The sequence below is a fragment of the Neptuniibacter sp. CAU 1671 genome, from assembly GCF_029222905.1.
Taxonomy (GTDB): domain Bacteria; phylum Pseudomonadota; class Gammaproteobacteria; order Pseudomonadales; family Balneatricaceae; genus Neptuniibacter.
Window position 1 is genome coordinate 153,198 of sequence record NZ_JARHUE010000005.1, and the last position, 26,301, is coordinate 179,498.

General features: G+C 52.8%; 24 protein-coding genes and 1 tRNA gene. 14 read left to right on the plus strand and 11 right to left on the minus strand.

The annotated features are described in order from the left end of the window. The first annotated feature begins 61 nt into the window (after positions 1 to 61). The 5 genes from elbB to P2G53_RS10360 all read left to right on the plus strand — a co-directional run bounded on the left by elbB (position 62) and on the right by P2G53_RS10360 (position 5,890). Positions 62 to 715, plus strand: coding sequence for an isoprenoid biosynthesis glyoxalase ElbB (gene elbB, locus P2G53_RS10340; RefSeq protein ID WP_275816902.1), 654 nt, complete (start codon positions 62 to 64; stop codon positions 713 to 715). Between the two features lies 1 nt (position 716). Further along, positions 717 to 1,601, plus strand: coding sequence for a phosphate/phosphite/phosphonate ABC transporter substrate-binding protein (locus P2G53_RS10345; protein WP_275816904.1), 885 nt, complete (start codon positions 717 to 719; stop codon positions 1,599 to 1,601). Continuing rightward, positions 1,598 to 3,742, plus strand: a complete 2,145-nt coding sequence (locus P2G53_RS10350) for an EAL domain-containing protein (protein WP_275816906.1) — start codon at positions 1,598 to 1,600, stop codon at positions 3,740 to 3,742. Before P2G53_RS10345 ends, P2G53_RS10350 begins: the two co-directional genes overlap by 4 nt. Then, positions 3,729 to 4,652: a hypothetical protein gene (locus tag P2G53_RS10355; RefSeq protein WP_275816908.1), complete on the plus strand. Its 924-nt coding sequence runs from the start codon at positions 3,729 to 3,731 to the stop codon at positions 4,650 to 4,652. Before P2G53_RS10350 ends, P2G53_RS10355 begins: the two co-directional genes overlap by 14 nt. Before the next feature lie 161 nt (positions 4,653 to 4,813). Next, positions 4,814 to 5,890, plus strand: a complete 1,077-nt coding sequence (locus P2G53_RS10360; protein ID WP_275816910.1) for an OprD family outer membrane porin — start codon at positions 4,814 to 4,816, stop codon at positions 5,888 to 5,890. Positions 5,891 to 5,944: 54 nt separating this feature from the next. On the opposite strand, the gene hisF is transcribed toward P2G53_RS10360, so the two are convergent. Genes hisF through hisB form a run of 3 tightly spaced genes read right to left on the minus strand, consistent with a single transcriptional unit; the run spans position 5,945 to position 7,998 of the window. Further along, complete coding sequence (hisF, locus tag P2G53_RS10365; protein WP_275816912.1) at positions 5,945 to 6,718, minus strand: imidazole glycerol phosphate synthase subunit HisF; 774 nt, start codon at positions 6,716 to 6,718, stop codon at positions 5,945 to 5,947. A gap of 38 nt (positions 6,719 to 6,756) precedes the next feature. Further along, positions 6,757 to 7,401 carry an imidazole glycerol phosphate synthase subunit HisH gene (gene hisH, locus P2G53_RS10370; protein ID WP_275816914.1) on the minus strand — a complete coding sequence of 215 codons (645 nt, stop codon included), beginning with the start codon at positions 7,399 to 7,401 and terminating at the stop codon, positions 6,757 to 6,759. 3 nt (positions 7,402 to 7,404) lie between these two features. Beyond that, positions 7,405 to 7,998 (minus strand): imidazoleglycerol-phosphate dehydratase HisB, encoded by a 594-nt coding sequence (gene hisB, locus P2G53_RS10375; protein WP_275816916.1) that lies wholly within the window; start codon positions 7,996 to 7,998, stop codon positions 7,405 to 7,407. 161 nt (positions 7,999 to 8,159) lie between these two features. Here hisB and P2G53_RS10380 point away from each other — a divergent pair, with 161 nt between their 5' ends. The 5 genes from P2G53_RS10380 (at position 8,160) to P2G53_RS10400 (ending at position 12,420) form a co-directional block, all read left to right on the plus strand. Then, positions 8,160 to 10,274, plus strand: coding sequence for an AsmA family protein (locus P2G53_RS10380; RefSeq protein ID WP_275816918.1), 2,115 nt, complete (start codon positions 8,160 to 8,162; stop codon positions 10,272 to 10,274). Then, positions 10,274 to 11,344, plus strand: a complete 1,071-nt coding sequence (mutY, locus tag P2G53_RS10385; RefSeq protein ID WP_275816920.1) for an A/G-specific adenine glycosylase — start codon at positions 10,274 to 10,276, stop codon at positions 11,342 to 11,344. Before P2G53_RS10380 ends, mutY begins: the two co-directional genes overlap by 1 nt. Further along, positions 11,345 to 11,617, plus strand: coding sequence for an oxidative damage protection protein (locus tag P2G53_RS10390; protein WP_275816922.1), 273 nt, complete (start codon positions 11,345 to 11,347; stop codon positions 11,615 to 11,617). A 62-nt stretch (positions 11,618 to 11,679) separates the two neighbouring features. Beyond that, a tRNA-Phe gene (locus P2G53_RS10395) sits at positions 11,680 to 11,755 on the plus strand. A gap of 395 nt (positions 11,756 to 12,150) precedes the next feature. Beyond that, positions 12,151 to 12,420: a hypothetical protein gene (locus P2G53_RS10400; protein ID WP_275816924.1), complete on the plus strand. Its 270-nt coding sequence runs from the start codon at positions 12,151 to 12,153 to the stop codon at positions 12,418 to 12,420. Between the two features lie 41 nt (positions 12,421 to 12,461). Here the strand turns inward: P2G53_RS10400 and P2G53_RS10405 are convergent, their stop codons facing one another. The 3 genes from P2G53_RS10405 to P2G53_RS10415 are packed head-to-tail and all read right to left on the minus strand — an operon-like array spanning position 12,462 to position 14,202. Beyond that, positions 12,462 to 13,136, minus strand: coding sequence for a hypothetical protein (locus P2G53_RS10405; RefSeq protein ID WP_275816926.1), 675 nt, complete (start codon positions 13,134 to 13,136; stop codon positions 12,462 to 12,464). A gap of 40 nt (positions 13,137 to 13,176) precedes the next feature. After that, a complete protein-coding gene (locus tag P2G53_RS10410) occupies positions 13,177 to 13,743 on the minus strand; it encodes a PIN domain-containing protein (RefSeq protein ID WP_275816928.1) in 567 nt (188 codons plus the stop codon). A gap of 6 nt (positions 13,744 to 13,749) precedes the next feature. Next, positions 13,750 to 14,202, minus strand: coding sequence for an excisionase family DNA-binding protein (locus P2G53_RS10415; protein ID WP_275816930.1), 453 nt, complete (start codon positions 14,200 to 14,202; stop codon positions 13,750 to 13,752). A gap of 157 nt (positions 14,203 to 14,359) precedes the next feature. On the opposite strand from P2G53_RS10415, the gene P2G53_RS10420 reads away from it, so the two are divergent. Then, complete coding sequence (locus tag P2G53_RS10420; protein WP_275816932.1) at positions 14,360 to 14,731, plus strand: DUF393 domain-containing protein; 372 nt, start codon at positions 14,360 to 14,362, stop codon at positions 14,729 to 14,731. A gap of 31 nt (positions 14,732 to 14,762) precedes the next feature. On the opposite strand, the gene P2G53_RS10425 is transcribed toward P2G53_RS10420, so the two are convergent. Further along, positions 14,763 to 15,704, minus strand: coding sequence for a helix-turn-helix domain-containing protein (locus tag P2G53_RS10425; RefSeq protein ID WP_275816934.1), 942 nt, complete (start codon positions 15,702 to 15,704; stop codon positions 14,763 to 14,765). A 135-nt stretch (positions 15,705 to 15,839) separates the two neighbouring features. Here P2G53_RS10425 and P2G53_RS10430 point away from each other — a divergent pair, with 135 nt between their 5' ends. After that, on the plus strand, positions 15,840 to 16,442 hold the full coding sequence (locus tag P2G53_RS10430) for a cysteine hydrolase family protein (RefSeq protein ID WP_275816936.1): 603 nt from the start codon (positions 15,840 to 15,842) through the stop codon (positions 16,440 to 16,442). Positions 16,443 to 16,697: 255 nt separating this feature from the next. After that, entirely contained in the window at positions 16,698 to 18,896 is a 2,199-nt protein-coding gene (gene katG / locus P2G53_RS10435; protein ID WP_275816938.1) for a catalase/peroxidase HPI, read from the plus strand. Between the two features lie 53 nt (positions 18,897 to 18,949). On the opposite strand, the gene P2G53_RS10440 is transcribed toward katG, so the two are convergent. Beyond that, positions 18,950 to 19,354, minus strand: coding sequence for a DUF4399 domain-containing protein (locus tag P2G53_RS10440; RefSeq protein ID WP_275816940.1), 405 nt, complete (start codon positions 19,352 to 19,354; stop codon positions 18,950 to 18,952). 207 nt (positions 19,355 to 19,561) lie between these two features. Here P2G53_RS10440 and P2G53_RS10445 point away from each other — a divergent pair, with 207 nt between their 5' ends. After that, positions 19,562 to 20,053, plus strand: a complete 492-nt coding sequence (locus P2G53_RS10445) for an invasion associated locus B family protein (protein WP_275816942.1) — start codon at positions 19,562 to 19,564, stop codon at positions 20,051 to 20,053. Between the two features lie 33 nt (positions 20,054 to 20,086). Here P2G53_RS10445 and P2G53_RS10450 read toward each other — a convergent pair whose 3' ends face one another. The 3 genes from P2G53_RS10450 to P2G53_RS10460 all read right to left on the minus strand — a co-directional run bounded on the left by P2G53_RS10450 (position 20,087) and on the right by P2G53_RS10460 (position 26,299). Continuing rightward, the gene (locus P2G53_RS10450) at positions 20,087 to 21,037 is read right to left on the minus strand and encodes a diguanylate cyclase (RefSeq protein ID WP_275816944.1); all 951 of its coding nucleotides are present in this window, start codon (positions 21,035 to 21,037) and stop codon (positions 20,087 to 20,089) included. Further along, positions 21,015 to 24,476, minus strand: coding sequence for a response regulator (locus P2G53_RS10455; RefSeq protein WP_275816946.1), 3,462 nt, complete (start codon positions 24,474 to 24,476; stop codon positions 21,015 to 21,017). Before P2G53_RS10455 ends, P2G53_RS10450 begins: the two co-directional genes overlap by 23 nt. Positions 24,477 to 24,544: 68 nt before the next feature. Continuing rightward, the gene (locus P2G53_RS10460; protein WP_275816948.1) at positions 24,545 to 26,299 is read right to left on the minus strand and encodes a sugar phosphorylase; all 1,755 of its coding nucleotides are present in this window, start codon (positions 26,297 to 26,299) and stop codon (positions 24,545 to 24,547) included. Positions 26,300 to 26,301: the final 2 nt, after the last annotated feature.

Sequence of the window (26,301 nt, forward strand, 5' to 3'; positions counted from 1 at the left end):
GGCGCAAAACCCCTTGTGGTTGAGCCACTTATTCTAAAAACCGAGACATACTCCAATAATTATGAAAAAAATAGCGGTTATTCTGTCCGGTTGCGGCGTTTACGACGGCTCTGAAATTTACGAGGCCGTGTTGACCCTGCTCCATTTAAGTCGTACCGGAGTCGCCTATCAATGCATGGCGCCCGATATAGAGCAGTTGCATGTTATCAACCATCATACCGGAGAGCCGGTTGAGGGCGAAGTTCGCAACGTATTGCAGGAATCGGCCCGTCTGGCCCGGGGAGAGATCATCAGCCTGGCCGATGCCAATCCGGAAGACTATGACGGCCTGATCATTCCCGGCGGTTTTGGTGCCGCTAAAAACCTGTCCGATTTCGCACTCCAGGGCGGTGATGCTCAGGCTAACCCCGATGTTGTTGCATTCAGCCGCGCTATGCATGAAGCGGGCAAGCCAATTGGACTGATCTGCATTGCACCGGCACTGACACCATTGCTGATCGGCAAAGGGGTCACCTGCACCATCGGCAACGATACCGGTGTTGCATCAGCCATTGAGCAAATGGGCGGCAAACATAAAAACTGTCCTGTAAATGATATCGTGATCGACGCGGCCCACCGTGTAGTCACCACGCCAGCCTATATGCTGGCCGGTTCGATTACAGAAGTCGATGCCGGCATTGCCCGCCTGGTTCAGGCCATGGTGGATCTGCTCTGACATGTTTGGCAAATGCATCAAACTGATCGGCCTGCTTCTGCTGGCCGCACCAGCCGTCGCCGACAGCCTGGTGCTGGCACAACTCAGCGACCAGCCGAAAAAAGACTATAAACAGCTGCGCCCGATGGTGAAGTATGTGGCTGAACAGCTACATCCCTACGGCATCACCGATGGCGAAGTCATGTTGTTCTCTACCCGGCAGGCACTGATTGAGGCGGTCAGGGCGGGCCAGGTACACTGGATTACAGAAACCCCGCTGACGGCTGCCTACCTGATTCATGAAGCGAATGCCCGGCCTCTGCTAACCAAATGGAAAAACGGTCAGCAGAGTTACCAGACTCTGATCTTCAGCCACCGTGACAGCAATGTTAAAACCATCAACGATCTGAGCGGCAAACGGATTGCCTTCGAACACCCGGATTCGTTTAGCAGTTACTATCTGCCCCGCATGATCCTGGAACAGGCGGGGATGCAACTGCAGTTACTCGACAGCTTCAATGCGCCGGTTGAGACCGGGAAAGTGGGCTACCGCTTCAGCCGTAACGAGACAAATAATGCCTTATGGGTTCGTGCTGGCCTGGTAGAGGCTGGCGCCCTGAATGATGGAGACTGGCAAAACAGCTCCCGGGTACCTGACGATCTGAAGTCAGAAATGAGAATAATCTACCGTTCAAAGACCTACCCACGCAGTCTGGAAATGGTCAGCGATTCCCTTAACGAGGAACGCGCCACTGCTCTCAAGCAAACCCTGCTGAACCTCAATAATTCAAACCAGGCAGCCCTGCTGCATCGCTACGAAAAAAGCACCGGCTTTTCAGAACCTCAGGCAGACCTGCAAGAGCTGCTGAGGGAGATCTACCATAACAGCCGGAGGTGGCAGCCTTGAGTCGCTCAATTTCCGGCAAATATACTGGCCTGCTGACCGGGATTATTTTGTTGACCGGCATCAGCATCCTGCTGATTAATCTGCATTATCTGGAAGACTACTCTGAGCAGTCGATCCACAACAGTCAGCAGCAGCTGGATGAGCTGATGCGCCAACAGCAGATGAGCGATGCCGAATTGATGGCCTCGACCCTGGCCGAAAACCTGCAGGAGGCTGTATATCATTACGACTTCAGCGGCATGGCCGAATTGATGCGCGGCCTGAACAACAGCGGCAAGCTGCTCTATACCTACATCTATGATCAACAGGGCAACGTGTTACACGACGGCACTGATGCACTGACCCACTTTGGCAAACCGGTACATCAGCTCCTGCCCTCAGGACTCGGTCCCAGCCTGACCCGGCAGGTGGTTAAAATTGACAAAACCATTCATGTTGCCCACCCCATCAGCTCCGGAGACGCTACCTTTGCAGCGCTTCGGCTCGGACTAACCTACCCGAGGGCCGAACAACAGCTAACCAAATTGCAGCAGCAGCTGGCCTCCGATGAACGTAAATTGAGAAGCAGGATACTGGTAACCTCGCTGGGGGTTATCGCCGTACTGCTGCTGATTACAACCCTACTCATGGTACAGGTCTCCCGCCGCCTGCTGCGCCCTATTCAACAGCTGGCGCAACGTTGCCGGCTCTATGCTGCCGGTGACAATCGGGTGAGCTTTCATCTGGGTCGGGAAGATGAGTTTGGTGAACTGAGTGATGCCCTGGATCATATGAAGCAGATCATCACCGAATCACGCGCTGAAGTGGAAAAGCTGGCCTATCTTGATCCGCTTACTCACCTGCCTAACCGACGCATGTTTGCTGAAGAGCTGGACAGTCTGATTCAGTGGTCTGAACGACACCAGCACAAACTGGCCGTCCTGTTTATCGACCTGGATGAATTCAAGCATGTCAACGATCTCGCCGGCCATGATGTAGGTGACCAGTTGCTGAAGATGGTGGCGGAACGCCTGCAGTCTCTGCTGAAGAACCTGGGCGAAGAGATAGATTTCCCGGTACCTGAAAGTCTGCTGCTGGCGCGTCTTGGGGGCGATGAATTCGTCATGACATTGCCAGCTTACAAACGGGAATCCGACATCAACAGTATTGCGGGCCAGATCCAGAACACCCTGGAGCAGGACTTTATCATCGATGAGGTCCGTTACGATGTTTCGGCCAGTGTCGGTATTACCCTCTACCCGGAAATGGCCACCAACAGCAGTGAGCTGCTGCAGCAGGCCGACCTGGCAATGTATGCCGCGAAATATTCCGGGCGCAAGCGTTTCTGCTTCTATCAACCCGAGCTAAATCACCAGATGACGCATCACCTGCAGATGCAACAAGGCATCCGTGAAGCATTGGAGCAGCAAAAGCTATTTCTCTGTTACCAGCCGATTTTCAATCTGGATACCGGTCGCATCATCGGTGCGGAGGCGCTGTTACGCTGGCGGCATCCGGACAAAGGCTTAATACCACCGGGCGAATTTATTCCGGTGATTGAAAAAACTCACCTGATCACCCCGGTAACCCGCTGGGTTCTGGATCAGGCTGCCAAGGATATGCAAAAAATCCGGCCGATGCTGGATCAGTTCAAACTGTCAGTAAATATCTCCGGTGGCGCACTGCTTGAACAAACGGTACAGGAAAAGATCTCCGCTACCGTTGAAGCCTTCTCTTCTCCGGGGCACCGCCTGCATCTGGAGATCACCGAAACCAGCATGATGGAAAACATCGACGATTGCTCCCGCGTCCTTGCCGAGTGGAAAAAGGCCGGCGCAGCCATCTGGATCGATGACTTCGGTACCGGCTACTCTTCTCTGAACTACCTTCATAGCCTGCCGATTGACGGCCTTAAAATTGATAAAAGTTTTGTCCAGGCCATAAACCCTGGCCAGCCATCCCAGGTTATTGAAACCATTATCACACTGGCCCGCTCCCTGGGGCTGGATACCATATCCGAAGGCATCGAAACCCAGCAGCAGCGCCAGACCGTGCTGGATCTCGGCAGTCACTTTGGTCAGGGCTACCTGCTGGCACGGCCGATGACGCTTGATCAGTTACTCACCATGTTAAAACAAGAGATTAGCAATGCTTCGGTTTAAACGTTTTATTCTGATCGCTGTCCTCGCCACCACTCCACTCACAGCGACCGCGATCGACTGGGAGATTAAGTCCGATCTCAATTACACCGACGGCGCCCGTTCCAACCAGATCAAGTATGACGGTGGCAGCTTTGACGAACGGGTGGTAAAGAAAAAACGCAAAACTGAGCTGAAAACCGTTCTGGTTGCCAGCTTTAAGCCCTCCATTATGGGGCTGGATTACCAATTACGGGCCGGGTACAACTGGGAACAGAATCGCGACAGCGAGCGGGAATACCGGGAAGACGGTTCGCTGAAAAAAGATAAATCGCGCACCGAATATGACCGTCTCAGCTTTATTGGTGCCGGCCTGAGCTTCAAAAGCGATCCGTTTCTAGGCGCCGATCTCTGGCGGATCAAGACCCGTTATGATCGCTACTTCCATATTGCCTATGGCGCTTCAGAACTCCGGGAAGACGCAAAAGCCCGTTCCGGCAGCCTTGATGGCTATGAGTGGAAGGTAAAGCTGGAAGGGGAATACTCTACCCCCTGGATCAGTCTCTATCTTCTGCCGCGCTTGGAATACAAGGAGGAGCGTTTCAGCGACTGGTACAACAAAGGCCGCGACCGGCGGGAAGAGGCCGAAAAAGAACAGCAATATGAACTGGGTCTATTCCTGGACTGGATTACTCCCCTGGACGGCTGGGAGCTGAGAGTCGGCCCATACTGGCAGAGAGAACTGGACGCAGAAAAGGATCTGGATGATGGCAACTGGGGCTGGGAAGACGATGAGCGATGGCTGGCACGTATTGAATTGGAATACGAAAGCCCGCTGCCCGGTTTTGAGCTGGAGTTTAATGTAGAACAACACCTCAATGGCGAAGACCAGAACGAACGCAAATATAATCTTGAACTCAGCTACGAGTTCTGAGGCTTAATGCTGGAGCTACGCGCTCATGCACCGCCGCTGGATGATGCCGTCAAACCAGAAAGGTTGTTGAAGTTGAACCCTCCCGAATATCAGATACCGGTTCATCCGGTTGCCCCAGCCCGGCTTCCGGCCGGGACACAAATAACAATTTAGGACATACCATGACAAAAACTTTGATCGCCGTCGCTGTGCTGATAGCGACACCGTTCAGTGCCGTTCACGCCGCTGAAGACGCTGAGGTTTTCGCGAATCTGCGTTCCGGTATTATCAGCAGCGAAGACGCAGATGGAGACAACACCAGCGCCACAGCGATTGGTGGCAAGTTTGGTTTTATCTCACCGCAGAAGAGCGGTTTTCGAGCCGGAGCCACGCTATACACCACCCAGAAACTGAGTCATGACGATAACAATGAATTCTTTGACTCCAAAGGCAGTGGCTACACCATTCTGGGCGAAGCCTACATTCAATTCGAATTTCCATACCACCAGATTAAAGTGGGGCGTTTTCTGTTCGACTCCCCCCATGCCGATACCGATGATATCCGCATGATTCCGAACACCTTCCAGGGCGCCATGCTGACCAATACCAGCTTTGCCCATACTGAAGTCACACTGGCCTGGCTGGATCGCTGGTCCGGTGTCGGCGCAGACAGACCGGAAGACTTCAATCGCATTAATGACGATGAGGGCCTGTTTGTAGCCGGTATCAACAATGACAGCATTGAGAACCTCGGCCTGCAGGCCTGGTATTACTATGCCGACGATCTGGCAAGCTGGTTTTACACTGAAGCCCTGTATGAAACCGACGCGTTTACCCTTGGTGCGCAGTTCGGCTCACAGGATGATGAAACCGCAGACAACTCCGGCAATGACGGAGATGTCTGGGGGTTACTGGCCAGTGTCAACATTGCCGACCTGACCTTCAGTGCCACTTACAACAGGGTTTCCGGCACCGTGATTAACGGCTTAGGTGGCGGCCCTTACTTTACCTCTGCCGATGATCACACCATAGAAGGCGTTGAAGATGAAAAAGCTTTCGGACTGGGTGTTGAATACAGCGGCATCGATCAACTGACACTGGCGGTTTACCATCTGGATCTGGACCAGCAGGAAAACGAGTGGAACTTTGTCGCCGGATACGAATTGAATGATGCATGGTCATTTGAATTCGTTCATCTCGACATGAGCGATGACGGTAAATCCAGCCGCCTGATCATGAACTACAGCTTCGATATCTGATCGGTCCCGGCATAAAAAAGGCCGTCACTGACGGCCCTTTTTGTGTCCGGCTAGTTAAAGCCGCACCTCAATTCCCTTCTCACGCATATAGGCTTTCGCCTGGGGAATGCTGTACTCATTGAAATGGAAGATCGACGCCGCCAACACCGCATCTGCCTTGCCTTCGATACAGCCTTCCACCAGATGATCCAGATTACCCACACCACCCGATGCGATTACCGGCACATTCACCGCATCACTGATGGCACGGGTCAGTGGGATGTCATAGCCGTTTTTAACACCGTCCTGATCCATGGAGGTCAGCAGGATCTCACCCGCGCCCAGACCTACCATCTTTTTCGCCCACTCAATGGCATCCAGTCCGGTCGGTTTACGGCCGCCGTGAGTAAAGATCTCCCAGCGATCTGGTTCGCCCGCTGCAGACACCTTCTTCGCATCAATAGCGACCACGATGCACTGTGAACCGAAACGTTCGGCCGCTTCACGGACAAAATCAGGGTTGGTCACCGCTGCGGAGTTGATAGAGACCTTATCTGCACCGGCATTCAGCATGGTACGGATATCTTCACAGGTACGGATACCACCACCGACTGTCAGCGGGATAAACACCTGAGATGCCATCCGCTCAACGGTTTCGACCATGGTGTCACGGCCTTCATGCGTGGCAGTGATATCCAGAAAAGTGATTTCGTCCGCACCCTGCTCATCATACCGACGGGCAACTTCCACCGGATCACCCGCATCACGGATATCGACAAAGTTGACGCCTTTCACCACCCGTCCATTTTCCACATCCAGACAGGGAATAATGCGTTTCGCCAATGCCATGTTAAAACCTCACGCGTTGAGCGGCCCTGAAAAGCCGCTCAGGGTTGACCATTCCAGTTCAGGAAATTTTTCAGAAGCCGCAAACCCACCCGCGAGCTTTTCTCCGGGTGAAACTGCACTGCAAAGACATTATCGCGCGCCAGGGCCACGTCAAAATCGATGCCGTAATGACAGGTACCAGCCACCAGCTCAGGCTGCGCCGACTGCACCTGATAGCTGTGCACAAAGTAGAAACGGCTGTCCTGCTCAATCTCAGCCCAGAGCGGGTGTGAGATCGACTGGTGGACTTCATTCCAGCCCATATGCGGCACCTTAAGGCGTTCACCGTTTTCACGCAGGTCATCACCAAAGTAGCGGACCTGACCGTCAAAATGTGACAGGCATTCCACGCCGCCATTCTCTTCAGAAGACTGCATCAGGGCCTGCATGCCAACACAGATGCCGAGAAAGGGTTTGCCGGAGGCAATGGCCTGCGCCACCTCACGGTCCACGCCCCGTTTCAGCATCTCTGCCATACAGTCGCGAATCGCGCCGACTCCGGGCAGAATCACCCGGTCGGCGCTGGCCACCTGCGCGGGGTCCGCAGTCACACGGACCTCAACACCGGGCTGCACCGTTTCCAGTGCTTTGGCAACCGAGTGCAGGTTGCCCATGCCATAGTCAATTACTGCAACACTGGCCATCGATCAGAGGCACCCCTTGGTAGATGGCATGGTGCCAGCCGCACGCGGATCAAATTCCAGCGCCTGACGCAGGGCACGGCCAAACGCCTTGAAGATGGTTTCGGCCTGGTGGTGCGCATTAAACCCTTTCAGGTTATCAATGTGCAGGGTAACACCAGCGTGGTTCACAAAGCCCTGGAAAAACTCCCAGAACAACTGAGTATCCAGTTTGCCGATGCTGGCACGGGTAAATTCCACCTTCATGTCCAGACCGGGACGGCCGGAGAAATCCACTACTACGCGGGACAGCGCTTCATCCAGTGGGCAATAGGCATAACCGTAGCGGGTAATCCCTTTACGATCACCTACCGCTTCCTTGAAGGCCTGACCCAGCGTAATGCCGATATCTTCAACCGTGTGGTGATCATCAATGTGATTGTCACCCTTGGCGTCAATCTCAAGATCAATCAGACCATGGCGGGAGATCTGCTCCATCATGTGTTCCAGAAAGGGCACGCCGGTTTCTGCACGGAACTTGCCAGTGCCATCAATGTTCACAGCAACTGTAATCTGGGTTTCCAGAGTATTCCGGCTGACCGTGGCGGTACGTTCTGCCATGTTGTTCTCCCGCTAATCAAATCAAAGCCGGAATTATACAACCATCCCAGAAACCATGCACTTACCGGCCACACAACTCTGAACAGTCATGCTTGATAACATTGAAAATTAAACGTTTCTGGTTATGCTCAGACAACAAGGTTAATACCAAGGAGAGAATAATGAAGGTTTTGCTCAAGGTCTTTGCTGGCTTAGCCGCCCTGATCATCGTTCTGGTGGTCGCTGGCGGTGCCATTCTGGGCGCATTTTTTGACCCCAACGAATACAAACCGGAGATCGAACAGGCCGCTCTCGATAAAGGCGGTATTGAACTCAAGATCAATGGTGACATTGGCTGGTCGGTATTCCCCTGGCTGGGCCTGGAAGTCAACCAGATCGACGTAAAGTATCCAAGCAAACCTAAACTGGCCAGCCTCAATCAGGCGCAGGTATCGGTCAAACTGCTGGCCCTTTTCTCCGGCAAGGTCGAGATGAAAAGTGTACTGGTTGAAGGACTTGATCTGGCGCTGGTACAGAACAAGGATGGCTCAAATAACTGGACCGGCAGTGCCAAAGCCTCCACCAAAACTGAAACAGCTCCGGATGCCGCTTCAACCACTGGCGGCGCAGCTCTGGCGCTGGATATCGAAAGTATCGAAATTAAAAACGGCAAGGTGAGTTATCAGGATCTGGCCAGCGGCATGGAAGCGCTGATTACAGATCTTAACCTCACCTCTGGTCAGGTCGTTACCGGTGCGTTCTTCCCGCTGGAACTGGGCTTTACGCTGGAACAGAAACAGGCTGGCGAAAGCCAGATCAAAGTGGTCAGCCAACTTAAAACCGAAATCCTGCTGGATCTGGAAAAGCAGCTGTATGAGCTGAAAGGCCTGGATTCAGCACTGACCCTCAGCGGCAAACCGCTGGGCGGCAACAGCCTCGACTTTACCACGCAGGCTAACCTGAAAGCAGACCTGAACAAGCAGCAGGCTGAGATTACCGACCTGACCCTTGCCATGGCCAATCTCAAGGCTACAGGCAAACTGGCGGTATCTGATTTCGCCAAACCCAGCGTCACCGGTGCCCTCAATCTGGCGGAGTTTGATCTGAATAAACTGCTGGGTGCCCTCGGTCAGGCCAAAGTAGAAACTGCCGATTCCAGCGCTCTACAAAAAGTCAGCCTGAATGCCGAACTGGGCGGACCTGCCAACACTGTCACGGCTAAAAGCCTGACTCTGAAGCTGGACGACACCACCTTCAACGGCAACGCAGGCTTTAATCTGGCCACTTCCGGCATCACGCTTAATCTGAAGGGCGACAGTCTGGATGCTGACCGTTACATGCCGCCAGCCAGCGAAGGCTCGCCAGCAAGCAAACCGGCTGCTGGCGTTCCGGCCACGTATTCCAAAGACCCGGTGATCCCGGTTGATACCCTCAAACCACTGAATCTGGACAGCACCATTGGTCTGCAGTCACTCAAAGTCAGCGGCCTCGACATCAGCAATATTGATCTGGCGATCAGCGCCCACAACGGCGTAATCAATGCCAGCAAGCTGAATGCGGATATGTATAAAGGCACCCTGCGTAACAGCGCGCAGCTTGACCTTCGCAGTGCCAAACCGACCCTGCGCGTGCGCAAAAACATCAGTGGTATCGATATGGGCAGCATGCTGATGGCAGTGGCTCAGGTGGATAAGCTGACCGGCACGCTGAACGCTCAGGCTGATATCACCACCCGCGGCAACTCGGTATATGACTTTGTAAACACCGCTACCGGCACTTCAAACATCAAGCTGAGCGATGGTGAGATCAAAGGCATTGATGCCGCCCAGAGCGTCTGTCAGGCGATGAACAATGTCAGCAGTCTGGGTATCGACACGCAGGAAGTGGATCGCTCAACGCCGTTTGCCAATATCAGTGCCACCCTGCCAATCACCAATGGCGTGATCAACAACAATGACCTGACTGCACAGCTGGATGCCATGGCGCTGAATGGTCGGGGCTTGGTCAACCTGCCACAACAGACACTGGATTACCGTTTGGGCTTCAAGGTAGAAAAGAACCTGTTCCAGGAAACCTGTTCATTCCCGGATGCGCTGGAAAATGTGGAGATCCCCATCAACTGTAAAGGCGGTTTTGCCACCCCACCGCAGAAACTGTGCAAACCGGATCTGAGCGTGATCACTGATGCCCTGAAAGCACGAGTGAAAGAAAAAGCCAAAGCCAAGGTTGAAGAGAAGGTCAACGAAGAGCTGAAAGGCAAACTGGGCGACAAACTGAAGGGGTTACTGGGCCGCTAATGACCCCTGAACAATTCCAACATGCCGTGCTGTGCTGGTTTGACCAGCATGGCCGGCATGATCTGCCCTGGCAACGGGACAAATCCGCCTACCCGACCTGGATCTCTGAAATTATGTTGCAGCAGACCCAGGTCACCACAGTGATCCCCTACTTTGAGCGGTTTATGGCACGCTTTCCGGATGTGTATGCACTGGCGGAAGCGCCTATCGACGAAGTACTGCACCTCTGGACCGGACTGGGCTACTACGCCCGCGCCCGCAATCTGTACAAAGCCGCAAAACAGATCGTCAACCAATACAGCGGTAGCTTTCCGGACACAGTAGAAGAGATGGAAACCCTGTCAGGTATCGGACGCTCAACTGCCGGGGCCATTCTCTCGATCAGCAAAGGCGTACATGCCCCCATTCTCGATGGCAACGTAAAACGTGTACTGGCACGTTTTTATGCACTGGACGGCTGGCCCGGCACCACCGCCAACCAGCAAAAGCTCTGGCACTATGCCAGTCAAAACACGCCGGCTGACCGGGTAGGCGATTACACTCAGGCGATGATGGATCTGGGCGCCACGCTCTGTACCCGCAGCAAACCCAAGTGCACCGAGTGTCCATTACAAGCAGCCTGTCAGGCCCTGGCACAACAACGCACGCATGAACTGCCTGCCCCCCGGCCGAAAAAAGTGCTGCCGGTTAAACAGACCCATATGCTGCTGTTTCAGGATTTGGCGGAAGAGAGCGTACTGCTTTATCAACGTCCTCCCAGCGGTTTATGGGGCGGATTATGGAGTCTGCCCGAAACTCAGGACCTCAGAGACCTGACCGCAGCCACCGGTCTGATCGCTGATGAAACCGCTTTTCAGCCGCTGGCACCCTTACGCCATACCTTCAGTCACTTCCATCTGGATATCACCCCGGTGCTGGCCAAACTGAAAGACCCCACAGACTGTGTCATGGAAGCCGGGCCGCTGCTCTGGTATAACTTACGCCAACCGCAAAATGTCGGCCTGGCTGCCCCTGTGAAAAAACTACTGCAGCAACTGGCCCGCCAACCCGCTTTAAGGCTGGAGAATTAAATGAGCCGCACCGTGTTATGCCGTAAATACAAAAAGGAACTGGAAGGACTGGAGCGCCCACCTTATCCGGGCCCGAAAGGTCAGGAAATTTTTGATACTGTTTCCAAGCAGGCATGGCAGGAATGGACCGACCACCAGACCATGCTGATCAACGAAAAACACCTCAGCCTGATGGACCCCAAAACCCGTGTTTTCCTGCAGGAAGAGATGGAAAAATTCATGGATGGCGAAGATTACGAGAAGGCTGAAGGCTACGTTCCACCTTCAAAATAATTTTTGTTATCAGGCGCTTGACACCTTTCGGCGGAAACGGTTTAATACGCGCCACTTGAGTTGCCCGGATAGCTCAGTCGGTAGAGCAGAGGATTGAAAATCCTCGTGTCGGTGGTTCGATTCCGCCTCCGGGCACCAAAACTTAAAGCCTCGCTATCAGCGGGGCTTTTTGTTTTGTGCGGGAGGCTGGATGAGAACCACCAATCTGGTTCGACAAAATGCGCCCACAGAAGCATTTTGCGACGAGAAAGCTCCGCTTTCGAAGCCCGCAGGGACTTAATTTCCTAAAGAAATTAAGCTCAATCCGCCAATCCTACTATAACCACGCGCTGTTGTTGGGATAGGTATTTACTCAAATCTATTTCCGAACACACATCACTTTATTCAGATCAGCTTCTGCGCCGACATATCCTTTGCCAACATTACTGATGAGCAAATTAGAACACCATTAGGAATGGTGTTTTTTTAACAGACGACACTCTGTTTAGAAGTTAATTTAAAACCTTCTAACATCAAAGAAGGAACGAAAATTCATGGCTATAAATTCATCAAAAACATCTCAATTTATTGCAGCAGTCCAAGCAGCACTAAATATAGAGATGCTCGTTAAAATCAATTCAGGAAAGGATGTAGGTTTTCTTAGAATCGAGACATTGTGTCTGTTAGACGATGCGTTCGATGTAGCCGGAAGAATTCCTCCTACAGTAGCCGCACATGAGGCAGCAATGCTCTTCACCGCCTGCAGGCTGGGGCATGTCGGTGAAGAAGCGCCTGAGTATCCTGGATGGCTCTTTCGTGTGTAGCCTGTAATGCTATATTGAGTATAAAAAACTCCGGCAGCCACTCACTTTATGGCTACCGGAGTTACTCCATCAAATTCAAAGTCGCTTCTACTCATATTTTCTTGTGCATACTCAATCAACTCATCCACCTTACTTGGTGCTGTTTTGTACTCCTCAAGCATTTGTTGATGCTCTTTAGTCCAGTGTTTGAGGGATGGAAAAGCTTTATTATTCAAATGGTAGTTAACATGCCACAGGGTCATCCTGACATTATGACAAGCTGGTCTGAGGATGCCTTCCCAGTCTTCTAGTACACTATCGGGATCTTCCTTTTTACTTGCGATGAAATCTGCAATACGTGCGATGTCTTGATTGACATATGAGAGTTGCAAATCAATAAGTTCATATGATTTACACTGGGAAGCAGGCAAATCCAGCATAGTTTCAATGTAAAAGTTCTTGAATATAGGGTTGCTAATTGTTGGCGGCGCGTATCCAGGAACACCACCCAAAGCGTACATCTTTATCATGTATTCGTAGCAGATTTCCGCATCTGTTAACGCTTCAAGAATATCGTCTAGCTCATGCAGCAACGCTTTTTTATTACGCTTTATCTTTTTGTTGTACGCACGACTTTCAGACAACCCTGAAAGCAACCAGCCACAAATTGCACCAACAACAGAACCAGCAACTGCCCAGAATCCCTGTCCAGAAAGAATCGTTTCCCATACACTCATTTCAACCACTTTCTCCCCTCAGGACCAAGAAACCGAAGAATTAAAGAAATTCACAAAACTCCCTGAGCTTTGAAACTGCCTGCGGTAGTTGTTGTTTTTGTAACGTAGCCAGAAATTCATCTACTGCAACAGGTGGATGCTTTAGTGCCATTCGCTGTTTTTTGATCACTGAACAACAAACGGAAGGAGCCATATCAATTTGGTAATAAATAAAATCGTCCGGATGTAACAAATCAATACCGTACGGAGCCAAGGCATCTGGAGGAAAATCTTTCATATTGAAGGTGATAATCGCATCGGCTCCACAACGAATCGCTGCAGCTAACACATGGCGATCATCAGGATCGGGGAGTTGTAACGTCTCAATTAAAGACTCATAGCCAGTTACTTTGGCGTCCTTGACATGAGCATCCATCAAATCCCGTACTCGTTCCAGAGCTTCTGGTGTAAATTTGCCTTGGCGGAGTAAAGCATTGATCCATTCTTCATGTATTTTATCCGTCCAGTGGGCTTTGAACAGGTCCGTTAACGCCAGCCGCATGAGCGTATCCCGCAAAGGTGCGGGATACAGCACACAGGCATCGTATACAACGGTAAATTTACTCACGGGGAATCAATATCCCATATCCTCTTCCTGAGACAGGGCCGCCAACTCGTCCAGAGCCTGCTCTCTTAATTGTGCCGTCCGATCCCTGTAGGTTAGTACATCATTCAATAACACACGACGATGAGCGCCTACCTTGCGAAATGGAATGTCTCCTTTTTCCAATAAACCCACCAGAAAGGGACGACTCACATTAAGTAAGTTGGCAGCTTCCTGTGTACTCACCTCTTGATGGTGAGGTATCAAACTGATGGCATTACCTTTAGACATCTCTGCCAATACATCTAACAAAATTTGCAGGACATGACCGGGCAACACTAAATCGTCAGATTCACCATTACTGCCTCGCAGTGATAGCTGCACCCGGTCAACATCTGCATATTTAGACAAGGTGCGACTTGATATTTTGGCTTGCTCTACCTCTGCCGGGGTAGGCAATTGGACTATTTTCTGAGCAGGCATGACCAATACTCCTTCTTTTGCATGATCGTATAAATCGATCTTTATATATGGAATGCTAGCACAAACGAAATAAACGAAACTATCAAAATAAACGAACCACTTATTCCCACAGAGTTCTAAAATGTATAACGAACACGTGCATAAGATTTGAAATGGGATGAATGATTCAAACAATAAAATCACCGTTTTCTACGATGGCGCCTGTCCACGCTGTGTACGTGACCGGCAGCAGTATGAGTCTAAGGACCCTCAGCCGGGAACGGAGGTTGAGTGGTTTGATATCACCGGACGCGATGATGAACTAAAGGCGCTGGGCATTGAGCCACGCAAGGCACTGACCGAGCTGCATATTCGCACTGCCGACAACAAGATCCTCTCAGAATTGGATGCGTACCGGGTATTAATGGCGCGTATACCAGAATACCGGCTGCTTGGCTGGTTGATCGGTTTACCCGTAATCCGCCCACTGGTAAGCCGGTTATATCATCATTGGGTAACACGGCGACTAAAACGGGAAGGCCGGCTATAGCCAGCCGTGATGGTTATGCCTGCTGCGACATTTAACGCACAAAACGTTTTTTAAATTCCTTGGGGGTTTGGCCGGTGATTTTGATAAAGGTTTTGCGAAACGCGCTCAAGTCTTCATAACCCACTTCCGTGGCGATACGTTCGATTGAGGTAGCACTGGTTTCAATCAGTTCACAGGCTTTCTGAATTCGCAGGTGCTGCAGATATTGGGTCGGCTTCAGACCGGTCGCTTTGACAAACCTGCGCAAAAACGTGCGTTCGGTCAGGTGTGCCAGCTGAGCCAGGTGCCTTATTACCACCGTGTTCTGAAAGTCACGCTGCAGCTGATGCTGAACTCTGATGATCGCTTCATCACCATGATCCAGTTTTGGCGTGAAACTCTGGTAATAACTCTGTTCCCGCGGGCCTGTATCGACAATAAGAAAACGTCCCAGTTGACGCATAATCTGTGAATTAGTGAACTGAGCCACCAGCTCCAGCCCCAGATCCACCCAGCTCATCAAACCACCCGCCGTAATGATATCTGCATCGTTGATCAGCAATTTATTGATATCAAGCCCGATGTGCGGATAACGTCTGGCAAAATCATCAGCCAACGCCCAGTGTGTGGTGACCCGGCGTCCATTCAGCAACCCGGTTTCTGCCAAAACAAACGCCCCGGCACACACAGAACAGATAATGGCACCGTTTTGGTGATGTTTTGTCAGCCAGTCCAGCAGACTCTGCTCGGGATTGAGGTAATAGCTATCATCGAGACAGGGCGGCAGGATAATCACCTGCAACGGTGCAGTTTCATCAATCACACCCTGATTGATCTGCAAGCCGTCAAAGATATGCGTTTTAAAAACGCCGTCCCACTCATGCTGGTGGCAGATGGTATTAGCCAGATAAAACTGCTCTGCCATCCCTTGTACGGCAGAGAGCAGAGCACCCGGATAATGCACGATACCAATCTGAATCAGATTTTTTGTCACTTTGAGCTTCTTTTATGCCAGTTTAGCCCGCAGTATAGGACGCTAATAACAAACAGAATAGAGCCAATAATAACCAACCTTTCTTTGAACAATTTCAAAGAGGGTCTCCAAGCGACGATAAAAAGAGGACATGCTATGAGCGACCTGACCACCCTGCGGGACCTTGTGGGTCTCGGCAACAACGCCACCCCAATCAGCGATTCCGCGCTGGTCATCATTGATGCCCAGAACACCTACTGTGAAGGCATCATGAAACTGGATGGCGTGGAAGCCGCACTGGAAGAGTGTAAAACGCTACTGGACCGTTTCCGTAAGGCCGGGCGTCCCATCTTTCATATTCAGCACGATGCAGGCCCAGGCACACCGTATGATGTTTCCAGTCATATTGGTCAGATCGCAGCCGCTGTGGCACCGCAGGCAGGTGAAGCCGTCATCACCAAGAACTACCCGAACTCCTTCACCCAGACCGAACTGGATGATCTGTTAAAACAGGCCGGTGTATCCAACCTGATTCTGGTGGGCTTTATGTCGCATATGTGTGTTAACTCCACCGCCCGTGGCGCATTCAGTCTGGGCTACAACCCAACCGTGGTGGCATCTGCAACAGCAACCCGTTCTCTGCCATCCAAGGTGACAGGCCAGGCACTGCCTTCGGCGCAGATTCATGAAGCTGCTCTGGCTGCATTGTCTGATCTGCCATCCGCGGTTGTACCGACTTCAGCGGATGTACCGGACTGATACACCAGACCACCACTACCTCCCGGCAGAGCGCTCTGCCGGGAATTCTCTCTGATCTCTCAGCGCATCCCTACATCTGCATGACACCCTGATTAATAAGCATTTTTCCCGATTCCGCTGTTTCTGATTGAGAAAAGCAATCACGCTTAGAAACAGGATCAATTTCATCCACGCTCAATTGCTGACTATAACTAGTACTCAGACAAAGTCAGGAAGTGCACGACGCGTTTCCATAGACCGACTCAGGAGAGCATGATGAACAACAATAACGAGACATCCACTGGCCAATGCCCCTTTATGCACGGCGCGCACACCAGGGTGGGTAACAGCGGCACCGATATTCATGACTGGTGGCCGAATGCGCTGAATCTCGACATCCTGCATCAGCACGACACCAAAACGAATCCGTTAGGGACCTCTTTTAACTACGCTGAGGCGTTTAAATCGCTGGATCTGGCGGCAGTCAAAAATGACCTGAAAGCCCTTATGACCGACAGTCAGGAATGGTGGCCCGCCGACTGGGGCCATTATGGCGGTTTGATGATTCGGATGGCCTGGCACGCGGCTGGTTCCTATCGCGTGGCTGATGGCCGCGGCGGTGCAGGCACCGGCAACCAGCGTTTTGCCCCGCTCAACAGCTGGCCGGATAACGGCAATCTGGACAAAGCCCGTCGGCTGTTATGGCCCATTAAACAGAAATACGGCAACAAACTGTCCTGGGCTGACCTGATCATCCTTGCAGGCAATATGGCCTATGAATCAATGGGACTGAAAACCTTTGGTTTTGCCGGCGGTCGTGCTGATATCTGGCACCCGGAAAAGGATACCTACTGGGGCTCAGAAAAAGAGTGGCTGGCGCCCACAGACAACCCCAACAGCCGATATTCCGGAGAGCGCGATCTGGATAACCCGCTGGCAGCGGTCATGATGGGGCTGATCTATGTAAACCCGGAAGGGGTGGACGGCAAGCCTGATCCACTCAAAACGGCGCAGGATGTTCGTGTTACCTTTGCCCGCATGGCGATGAACGATGAAGAAACAGTCGCCCTGACCGCCGGTGGTCATACCGTAGGTAAAGCGCACGGTAACGGCAATGCAGAGAATCTTGGCCCGGAACCTGAAGCTGCACCGATTGAAGATCAGGGTTTTGGCTGGAATAACAAAGTGACCCGTGGTATTGGCCGCGATACCGTGACCAGCGGCCTTGAAGGCGCTTGGACCACCCACCCGACTCAATGGGACAACGGTTATTTCCACCTGCTGCTCAACTATGACTGGGAGCTGACCAAAAGCCCGGCCGGCGCCTGGCAGTGGGAGCCGGTGAACATCAAAGAGGAAGATAAACCGGTTGATGTGGAAGATCCCTCCATCCGCCTGAATCCAATCATGACCGATGCGGATATGGCGATGAAGATGGACCCGGAATACCGCAAGATCTCTGAGCGCTTTTACAAGGACCCTGCGTATTTTTCGGATGTCTTCGCCCGGGCCTGGTTTAAGCTGACCCACCGTGACCTTGGCCCTAAATCCCGTTATCTGGGACCGGATGTGCCCGCCGAAGACCTGATCTGGCAGGACCCGATTCCCACCGGGGATTACAGCCTGACAGATGCGGATATTGCCGACCTGAAGGCCCGGATTCTGGCCAGCGGTCTGAGTGTTTCCGAACTGGTCTCCACTGCCTGGGACAGTGCCCGCACCTACCGCGGATCTGATTACCGGGGTGGCGCCAACGGCGCGCGAATCCGGCTGGCGCCGCAGAAAGACTGGGAAGGCAACGAACCCGCCAGACTGCAGAAGGTGCTGACTGTACTGGAGGGGATTCAATCCGGTTTTGGCAAAACCGTCAGCATGGCAGACCTGATTGTGCTGGGCGGCACTGCGGCGGTAGAAAAAGCAGCGCAGGATGCCGGTGTCGATATCACGGTGCCATTCAAACCGGGCAGGGGCGATGCCACTCAGGAGATGACTGACGCAGAATCCTTTGCCGTGCTGGAGCCGGTGCATGATGGCTTCCGTAACTGGTTGCAGCGGGACTATCTGGTCTCGGCGGAAGAACTGCTGCTCGACCGCAGTCAGTTGATGGGACTGACCGCACCGGAAATGACAGTACTGATTGGCGGCATGCGGGTGCTCGGCACCAACCATGGGGGAACCCAACATGGTGTCTTTACCGACCGCGAAGGGGTGCTGAGCAATGACTTTTTCGTCAACCTGACCGATATGAGGTACCGCTGGAATCCAGCAGGCAAAAACCTTTACGAAATCTGCGAGCGCAGTACCGGACAAGTGAAGTGGACCGCAACCCGGGTGGATCTGGTGTTTGGTTCAAACTCGATCTTGCGTTCTTACGCCGAGGTCTACGCTCAGGACGATGCCAAAGAGAAGTTTGTCTGTGACTTTGTCAGCGCCTGGAACAAGGTGATGAATGCGGATCGTTATGATCTGACCTAAGACCCTCAAGCAACAAAAAACCCGGCAAAAGCCGGGTTTTTTATCCCCGTCGCTTATTCAACGGTAATGGTAATCTTCTCAGACATCACCGGAGGATTGTGCGGCACATGTGCCATATCACCCAGCAATAGCTGCAGGGTATGGGTACCCGGTTCCAGCGTCAAAGTGGTTTCGGTCTGACCGCCACCAAAGTGTTTCACGTCTTTGCCCATCGGCATCATCATATCCGGCAACTCGCCATCAATAATCAGGTGGTGATGCCCTGTGTTGGCTTTGTCTGTGCCAGCCGGCGCAACACCCATGCCAGACAAACCAAACACGACGGTAAAAGTAGAGGGTACGGTTGCACCATCCGCTGGAGAAACAATATAGGCTTTTGCACCCTCAGGTGCTTCTGCTGCGATTGCAGCCTGTGCCGCCAGTAGACTGAAACCAAAAGCCAACAGGACTTTTTTCATCCTTACATCCTCATTTGTATTAGGGGGAAGCGACCTGGCTGATCCTGACAGGCCCTATTCACTGTAGCCCATTTGTGCAACGCCGCAAGCTGTTTCAGAGGTGCACACGACCATCCAACTGAACCACAGTTGCCAACATGCAGTTTGAAAAGTTAAGGTGAACACCGGAATTTTTTTACCCGGTTTATAACATCATGGAAGATCAAAATGAAAAAACGACTGTCCTGCTTCTCGTCACTGCTGACCTTGCTGTTTTTGAGTATCAGCAGTCTCAGCCTCGCTGCCACTGAAACCACCTCCATCCGTGACTGGCAAATTATCTGTGGTACGCAGGAAAACGTTCAGGAAAAACGCTGCCTGGCGCGTCACGCAGTCACCAATGACGAAGGCGGCGTGATTGGCGTATTTACAGCGGTGCGCAAACCCAATGATGGTCAGCTGATGATGGAGATTGTCGTGCCTCTGATGCTGGATCTTGAGGCACAGGCGCTGCTACAGATTGATGATCAGCCCGCCGTGAAAAAAGGCTTTAAATTTTGCAGCAAATCCGGCTGTCACCTGTTGCTGGAGGGTGACGATTTGTTTGAAAAACTCAAACAAGGAGGCGACCTGAAAGTCGGCGTCACACCGTTGCGTAACCAGATAACGCACATTACCTTCTCTTTGCGTGGACTTTCTGCCGCGTTGCAATCGCTTTAAGCCTGAACAGCCGGTGGCAGACGCCACCGATCTTCAGAGCCGCTCGGTGCAGCACTCAGTCTGATCCTGGGTGTTGCCTGAGATCACCATGGTGCAGTTACGGCCATCGGCTTTTGCTTTATAGAGAGCTTCATCGGCCAGTGAGACCAGCTGGTCTACGGTTAGAGCAGACTGTTCAGGATCAACAATACAGATACCGGTACTGAGCGTGACATTGATCTGGGTATTTTCAAGCTGAAATGGAATGGAAGCCACCTGATTGCGTAATCGTTCGAACAGGTTACAAATCTGGCTGCGGGAGGTACTGAGCACAATCATGAACTCCTCACCGCCATAGCGGCCAATGAGGTCATAGGGCCGCAGGGTATCACAGAGCCGGTTAGCCACCTCTTTCAGAACCTGATCACCCGCCGAATGACCGTAGGTGTCGTTCACCTTCTTGAAAAAGTCCACATCACACAGGGCGATGCAGAAGGCCTCACCCTGTCTCGCCGCACGAGCCTGCTCGACGGGGATACCCTCATAGATGGCACGTCGGTTATACAGGCCGGTCAGATCATCATGGTCGGCACGGTAGGCCAGATTGGCATTGGCAATTTTCAGATCTTCCTGCATCTGCAGCAGACGCCGCCCCACCCGGATGCGCGCATGCAGCTCGGCATTTTCAAAGGGTTTGGCAATATAGTCATTGGCGCCCTGATCAAGACCTGCCACCACATCTTCAACCCGGTTTCTTGAGGTCAGTAGAATGATATAGGGTGGATTATCCCGGAACTGGCTGCGAATTCTGGCACAGAGCTCCACGCCATTCAGACCGGGCATTTCCCAGTCAAGCAGCAATAGCGTGGGTGGTGCATCGGTTTGCATCGCATCCCAGGCGGCCAATCCGTCTTCAGCCAGAACAGGCTCAAAGCCCCACTCTCTGGCCAGCATCATCAGTATGGTGCGGGAGGTTGCATCATCATCCGCGATCAGAAGTTTCACTGGCTCGTTCCTCGAGTCTATGTTTCAGCTGAATAAAACTCTCTTCCAGCTCAGGCCATAACTGTCGGACTAGCTCCATGTCCTCATGCGAACCTGCCTGCTCCATGGCATAAGCAAGTTCACCCATTGCCGCAGCGCCTATATTCCATGCGGCGCCTTTGATCTTGTGTGCCTGCGCACTCAACAACTGTGTATCCGAACACCTGACCTGTTCGGACAAACGCTGCAACTGCACCGGCATATCCAGCAGGAAGGTTTCGATAACGGCATCCACCATCACCCGATCCCCCTGCATTCGACGTTCCAGTGCGGAGCTATCCCACAACAATTTGCTATCGGCATCGCTCTGCAGTTCTTCAACCGGTTCAACCGCCGGGAGGATCATCGTCGTCTGCGGCCGCTCCGGATGCAGCCATTTCTCCAGCACTGTGCGCAGATGCAGGATATCAACCGGCTTACTGATAAAGTCGTTCATGCCGGTGTCCAGGCAACGCTGGCGCTCGTTGTTCATGACGTTGGCCGTCATCGCAATAATGGGAATCGCCCGATTCAGTGCTGTGGATGTCGGACTGCGAATCAGCCGGGTTGCCTCATAACCATCCATATCCGGCATCTGGCAATCCATCAGTACCAGATCGTAGGATTTTTCTGCCAGTGCGCTGACAGCTTCGGTGCCATTGCCCGCAATATCCACCTGCAAGCCCAATCGTTCAAGCATCAGTCGGGCCACCTTCTGGTTGGTCAGATTATCTTCGGCCAGCAGCACCCGACCAGTAAACCGTGCAACCGGGTCATCAACCTCAACAGCCGTTTCCGGTTCTACATCAGACAGGGCTGTCTCACCGGCAAGCAGTGGATATAACGACTCTTCCACCAACGGCAGACTGATAAAACCATCAAAGTAACTGGCCAATACCTGTCGAGCAGCACTCTGAATCCGCATGCCGGTCATCAGATAGCGACGCAGTCCGCGGTAGGCAGGCTCATGTGTCAGCATCTCACCCAACTGCTGCAATTGGGCCAGCGGAATATCACTGTCCACCAGCAATACATTAAATGGTTGCTCGGAATAGGCCTCGTTCTGCAACAGGGTTACAGCGTCTGCGGTATCAGTCACCTGTTGGTAGCCGCAATCCCATGACCGACAGAGCTGCTCAAGGTAGTCCGAGGTAATGGTTTTATCTGACAGGAGCAGCATCCGGGTATCCGGCAGCTTGACCCGCAGTTCACTGCTGTCCGACAGATGCCGCAGTGGCACCGAGATCCAGAACTCGGACCCCTGTCCCGCCTCACTGTTAACACCAATCTCACCGTCCATCAGACAGACCAGCTCCAGACTGATCGCCAGGCCAAGGCCGGTGCCACCATAACGTCGGGTAGTCGAATTATCGGCCTGCGAAAAACGATCAAACAATTTCCGGCGTTGTTCATTGCTCATGCCAATACCGGTATCCCTGACACTGAAGCGCACTTCGGTAAGGCCGTTATTCTGTTCAAACAGATCTACAAACACCGCGACAGAACCCTTACGGGTAAATTTCAGCGCGTTACCCACCAGATTGGTCAGGATCTGCCGGATACGGGATGGGTCACCCATCAGCCTGACCGCGGATACCGGGTTGGCCGGGCAGACAAATTCGAGATTTTTCTCGCTGGCCTGCACCGAGAAGAATTGCGCCAGTTCCGCCAGCAGTTTTGACAGGTCGAATGGCACCTGATCCAGCTGCAGTTTGCCCGCTTCAATCCGCGAGAAATCGAGAATATCGTTGATAATGTTCAGCAGCGACTCGCCGCTCTGCTGTAATGTTTTCGCCAGCATGCGCTGCTCTGTATCCAGCGAAGAGTCCAGCAGTAGCTGCGCCATACCCAGCACACCGTTGATGGGGGTGCGAATCTCGTGACTCATGTTAGCGAGGAAATCGGTCTTGGCCTGACTGGCCGCTTCGGCATCCGCCCTGGCACGTTGCAGCAGCGCCTCACTCTCTTTCTGCCGCGTCATATCCATATGCACCCCGGTCATGCGGACGGGAGCACCCGAGGCATCCCGCACCACCTTGCCGAGCATCTGCACAAACCGCACATCGCCGCCCGGACGCAATATCCGGTACTCGGTTGATAGCGGCTGAACCCCCTCCTGAGCCTGCATCAGCGCCTGCTCTACCCGGCTGGCATCGGCCGGATAAATCGCCGCCTGCCAGCTACGAAAATCCTGATCAAAGCTGGCGGCATCAACGCCAAACATCTCCAGCATCCGGGTATCCCAGAACACCCGATTGGTCACAAGGTTCCAGTCCCAGATACCAAATCCGGCCGCCGAAGATGCCAACTCCATTCGCCGTTTGGCATCTTCCAGCGCTTCGCGCGCCAGTTTCTGGTCAGTGACATCACGCATGGCCGCAATGCTGACATCTCCATCCTGCAGGTTGATATGGCTCAAATTGATTGCCACATCACGTTCCTGCCCCGACGCCATCCGGATTTTGACCGCCCGGCCCTGAGCCATCACCCGGTTATGCGGCGAGGCCTCATAGGTTTCTCGAAATAAGGCGTGTTCCTGCCGGAAACGTTTGGGCAGAAGCTCTTCGACCCGCATTGCGGTCAGCTCCTGCAGGCTGAATCCGGTAAGCTGTGCAGCCATTTCGTTGGCCCGCACAATATTCCCCTCGGCATCCACCGCCAGAATGGCATCGGGCAGCTGTTCCAGCAGCGACTCGTTATCCTGCCGCGCCTCTTCGAGGTCAAAACTGGCGTTGATCAGACGTTTCAGCATCAGGGAATGAAACACCGCAAACACTACCAGTGGCACCAGACCGATCATGCCCAGAAACAGAAGATGGTTGAATGCCCTCAGATCGCGCTCTGAAGCATCGTGGGTCTGCCAGTATCGTTGCTGAAGGTTGAGCTGTAACAGGTTAAGGCTTTGAATAGCGGCCTGATCATCTACCCTGACCAGCGGTGCAACATCTTCAATCGGCTCACCGTTGGAGACAAAGTCCCGCAATAATCGGAATTTGTCTTCATATTGCCTCAGGGTCAGGTCTATCTGCTTCAACGCCGCCAGATCAGCACTCTCCGTCAGCAGACGCTCCAACGCTTGCAGGGAATCAAAACTGTTGTTCAGGGACTGCTGGAGCGAGACGGCACTGCGTTCATTGCGGTACAGCAGATAGTTATTGAAGTGGTAGATAAAACCGCCATAACCCAGATTTCTGTTGAGCTGGCTGAGGGACTCTGACGCCGCTTCAACATTACGGCTGTATTGATTCCAGTTTTCGTTAAGACGAGTTCCCCGATAATAGAGGCTGCCAGCCCAATAGCAGAAGAGCGCCGCAACAAGCGCGGTGAGGGTGAAGATCAGCAGCAGACGTTTTCGGGTAAAGCGATTGTCCATAAATCCAACCGTGCGACAGAGTACGCAGTTACGGTTTATTCCTTTCACGCCCGCCTGCTGGTGGCGGCATGATCAACCTCAATGGAGCCTGAATTTCGTTTTAAAATCAAGGAAAATCAAAGATCTGACCGATTACTGAGCCACACCGTCTGGTAGGGTTCCATGCTGATCACGGCATGCAGATCCGGATATTCAACCCCGCAGAGCAGATCAGACCAGTCCTGGGTATTCACCAGATTCAGGTCCGCCAGGCGCAGCTCGGCCTGACGATGGCTGATATTGGCAACACAGAAAATACTCTGCTGGCGGTTCGGGCTTTGCCGCCAGAAACCAAACAGCTGGCTGCTCAGATGCAGGGTGAACTGGGTCGCATTGGGGTGAAATGCTGGCTGACGGGTACGAATGCGCAGCAGGTGCTTAAGGCGGTGTAACACCCGATGGTGATGCGAGTCGGCATCATCAAGCCGCGTCCTGATGGTCTCATACTGCCACTGGCTGCGATTGATGGAGCGGTTATGCCCGGTGCGGGCCATACGGGCATAATCGTTATGCGAACCGAGCAGGCTCTGAATATAGATGGCAGGGATACCTTCCAGCGCCAGCATGATGGCATGGGCGCAGATAAACCGGTCTTCGTTGTACTGGTCCGGTCCCTCCTGCGTACCCTGCAGGGCATCATAGAGCGAAATATTGATTTCGTAAGGGCGTGACAGACCTTCATTCAGGCTGCGCCACGAAATTTCACCGCCAAACTGCTGCATGGTTTCAATCAGTTTCTGCTCTTCGGCCTCAGTCAGCAGATTTTCCAGCGGTCGCAGGCCGATGCCATCATGGGAAGCAATAAAGTTAAAGAACGCGGTGCCATCCTGTGCCGGCGGCATCGCCATCAGCCATTGCTTCAGATAATGGCTGTCGCCACTGATCAGGGTGTAGACCAGCAACGGTGGCAAAGAGAAGTTATACACACAGTGCGCTTCGTTGCCGTTACCAAAATAGGAGAGGTTTTCCCGGCTGGGGATATTGGTTTCAGTGATGATCACCGCATCAGGCCGGGCGTATTCAATCAGACTGCGTAACAGACGCACCACTTCATGGGTCTGCTCAAGATTAAGACAGCTGGTCCCCGGAATTTTCCAGAGAAAAGCCACCGCATCCAGCCGGAAGATCTTCACCCCCTGATCCAGATAGAACCGCACTATCCGCACCATCATCTTCAACAGTTCCGGATTACGAAAATCAAAGTCCACCTGATCATGGCTGAAGGTGCACCAGACATGGCGCGGGCCGTTATTGGTTTCAACTGTACGCAGTAACGGGCTGGTCCTTGGGCGAACCACCTCAGAAAGGTCCTGCTCATGGTCAGTGGTGAAGTAGAAATTACGCCCCGGCTCACGGTCAGCCAGGAAATTGCGGAACCACTCACTGTCGCTGGAGCCATGATTGATCACCAGATCGGCCATCAGCCGGTAACGTTCGGCAATCGACTGAATATCCTGCCAGTCACCCAGACTTTCACGCACAGCGAAAAAATCCTGCACGGCAAAACCGTCATCACTGCTGAACGGGAAAAAAGGCAGGATATGCAGGCTGTTGATCAGCCCGTCAGTATATTCATCCATAAACCGATGCAGGGTATGCAGCGGTCGTTCATCCGGCTGCAGCAGGGTATCGCCGTAGCTGATCAGCACCACATCCTGCTGATCCCAGTGGTTTTTGCCCGGTTCAGGCTGCTGTTCAACCTGCTCAAGCCGCATCAACTCAATCAGGCTGTCTGTCAGTGGTTCCAACTGCTCTGGCGCCAACACCCCGCTGTATATCACCTGCAGGTGGGTCTTCAGCTGAAACCTGAGCTGCTCACTGGCGGCTGTCATCG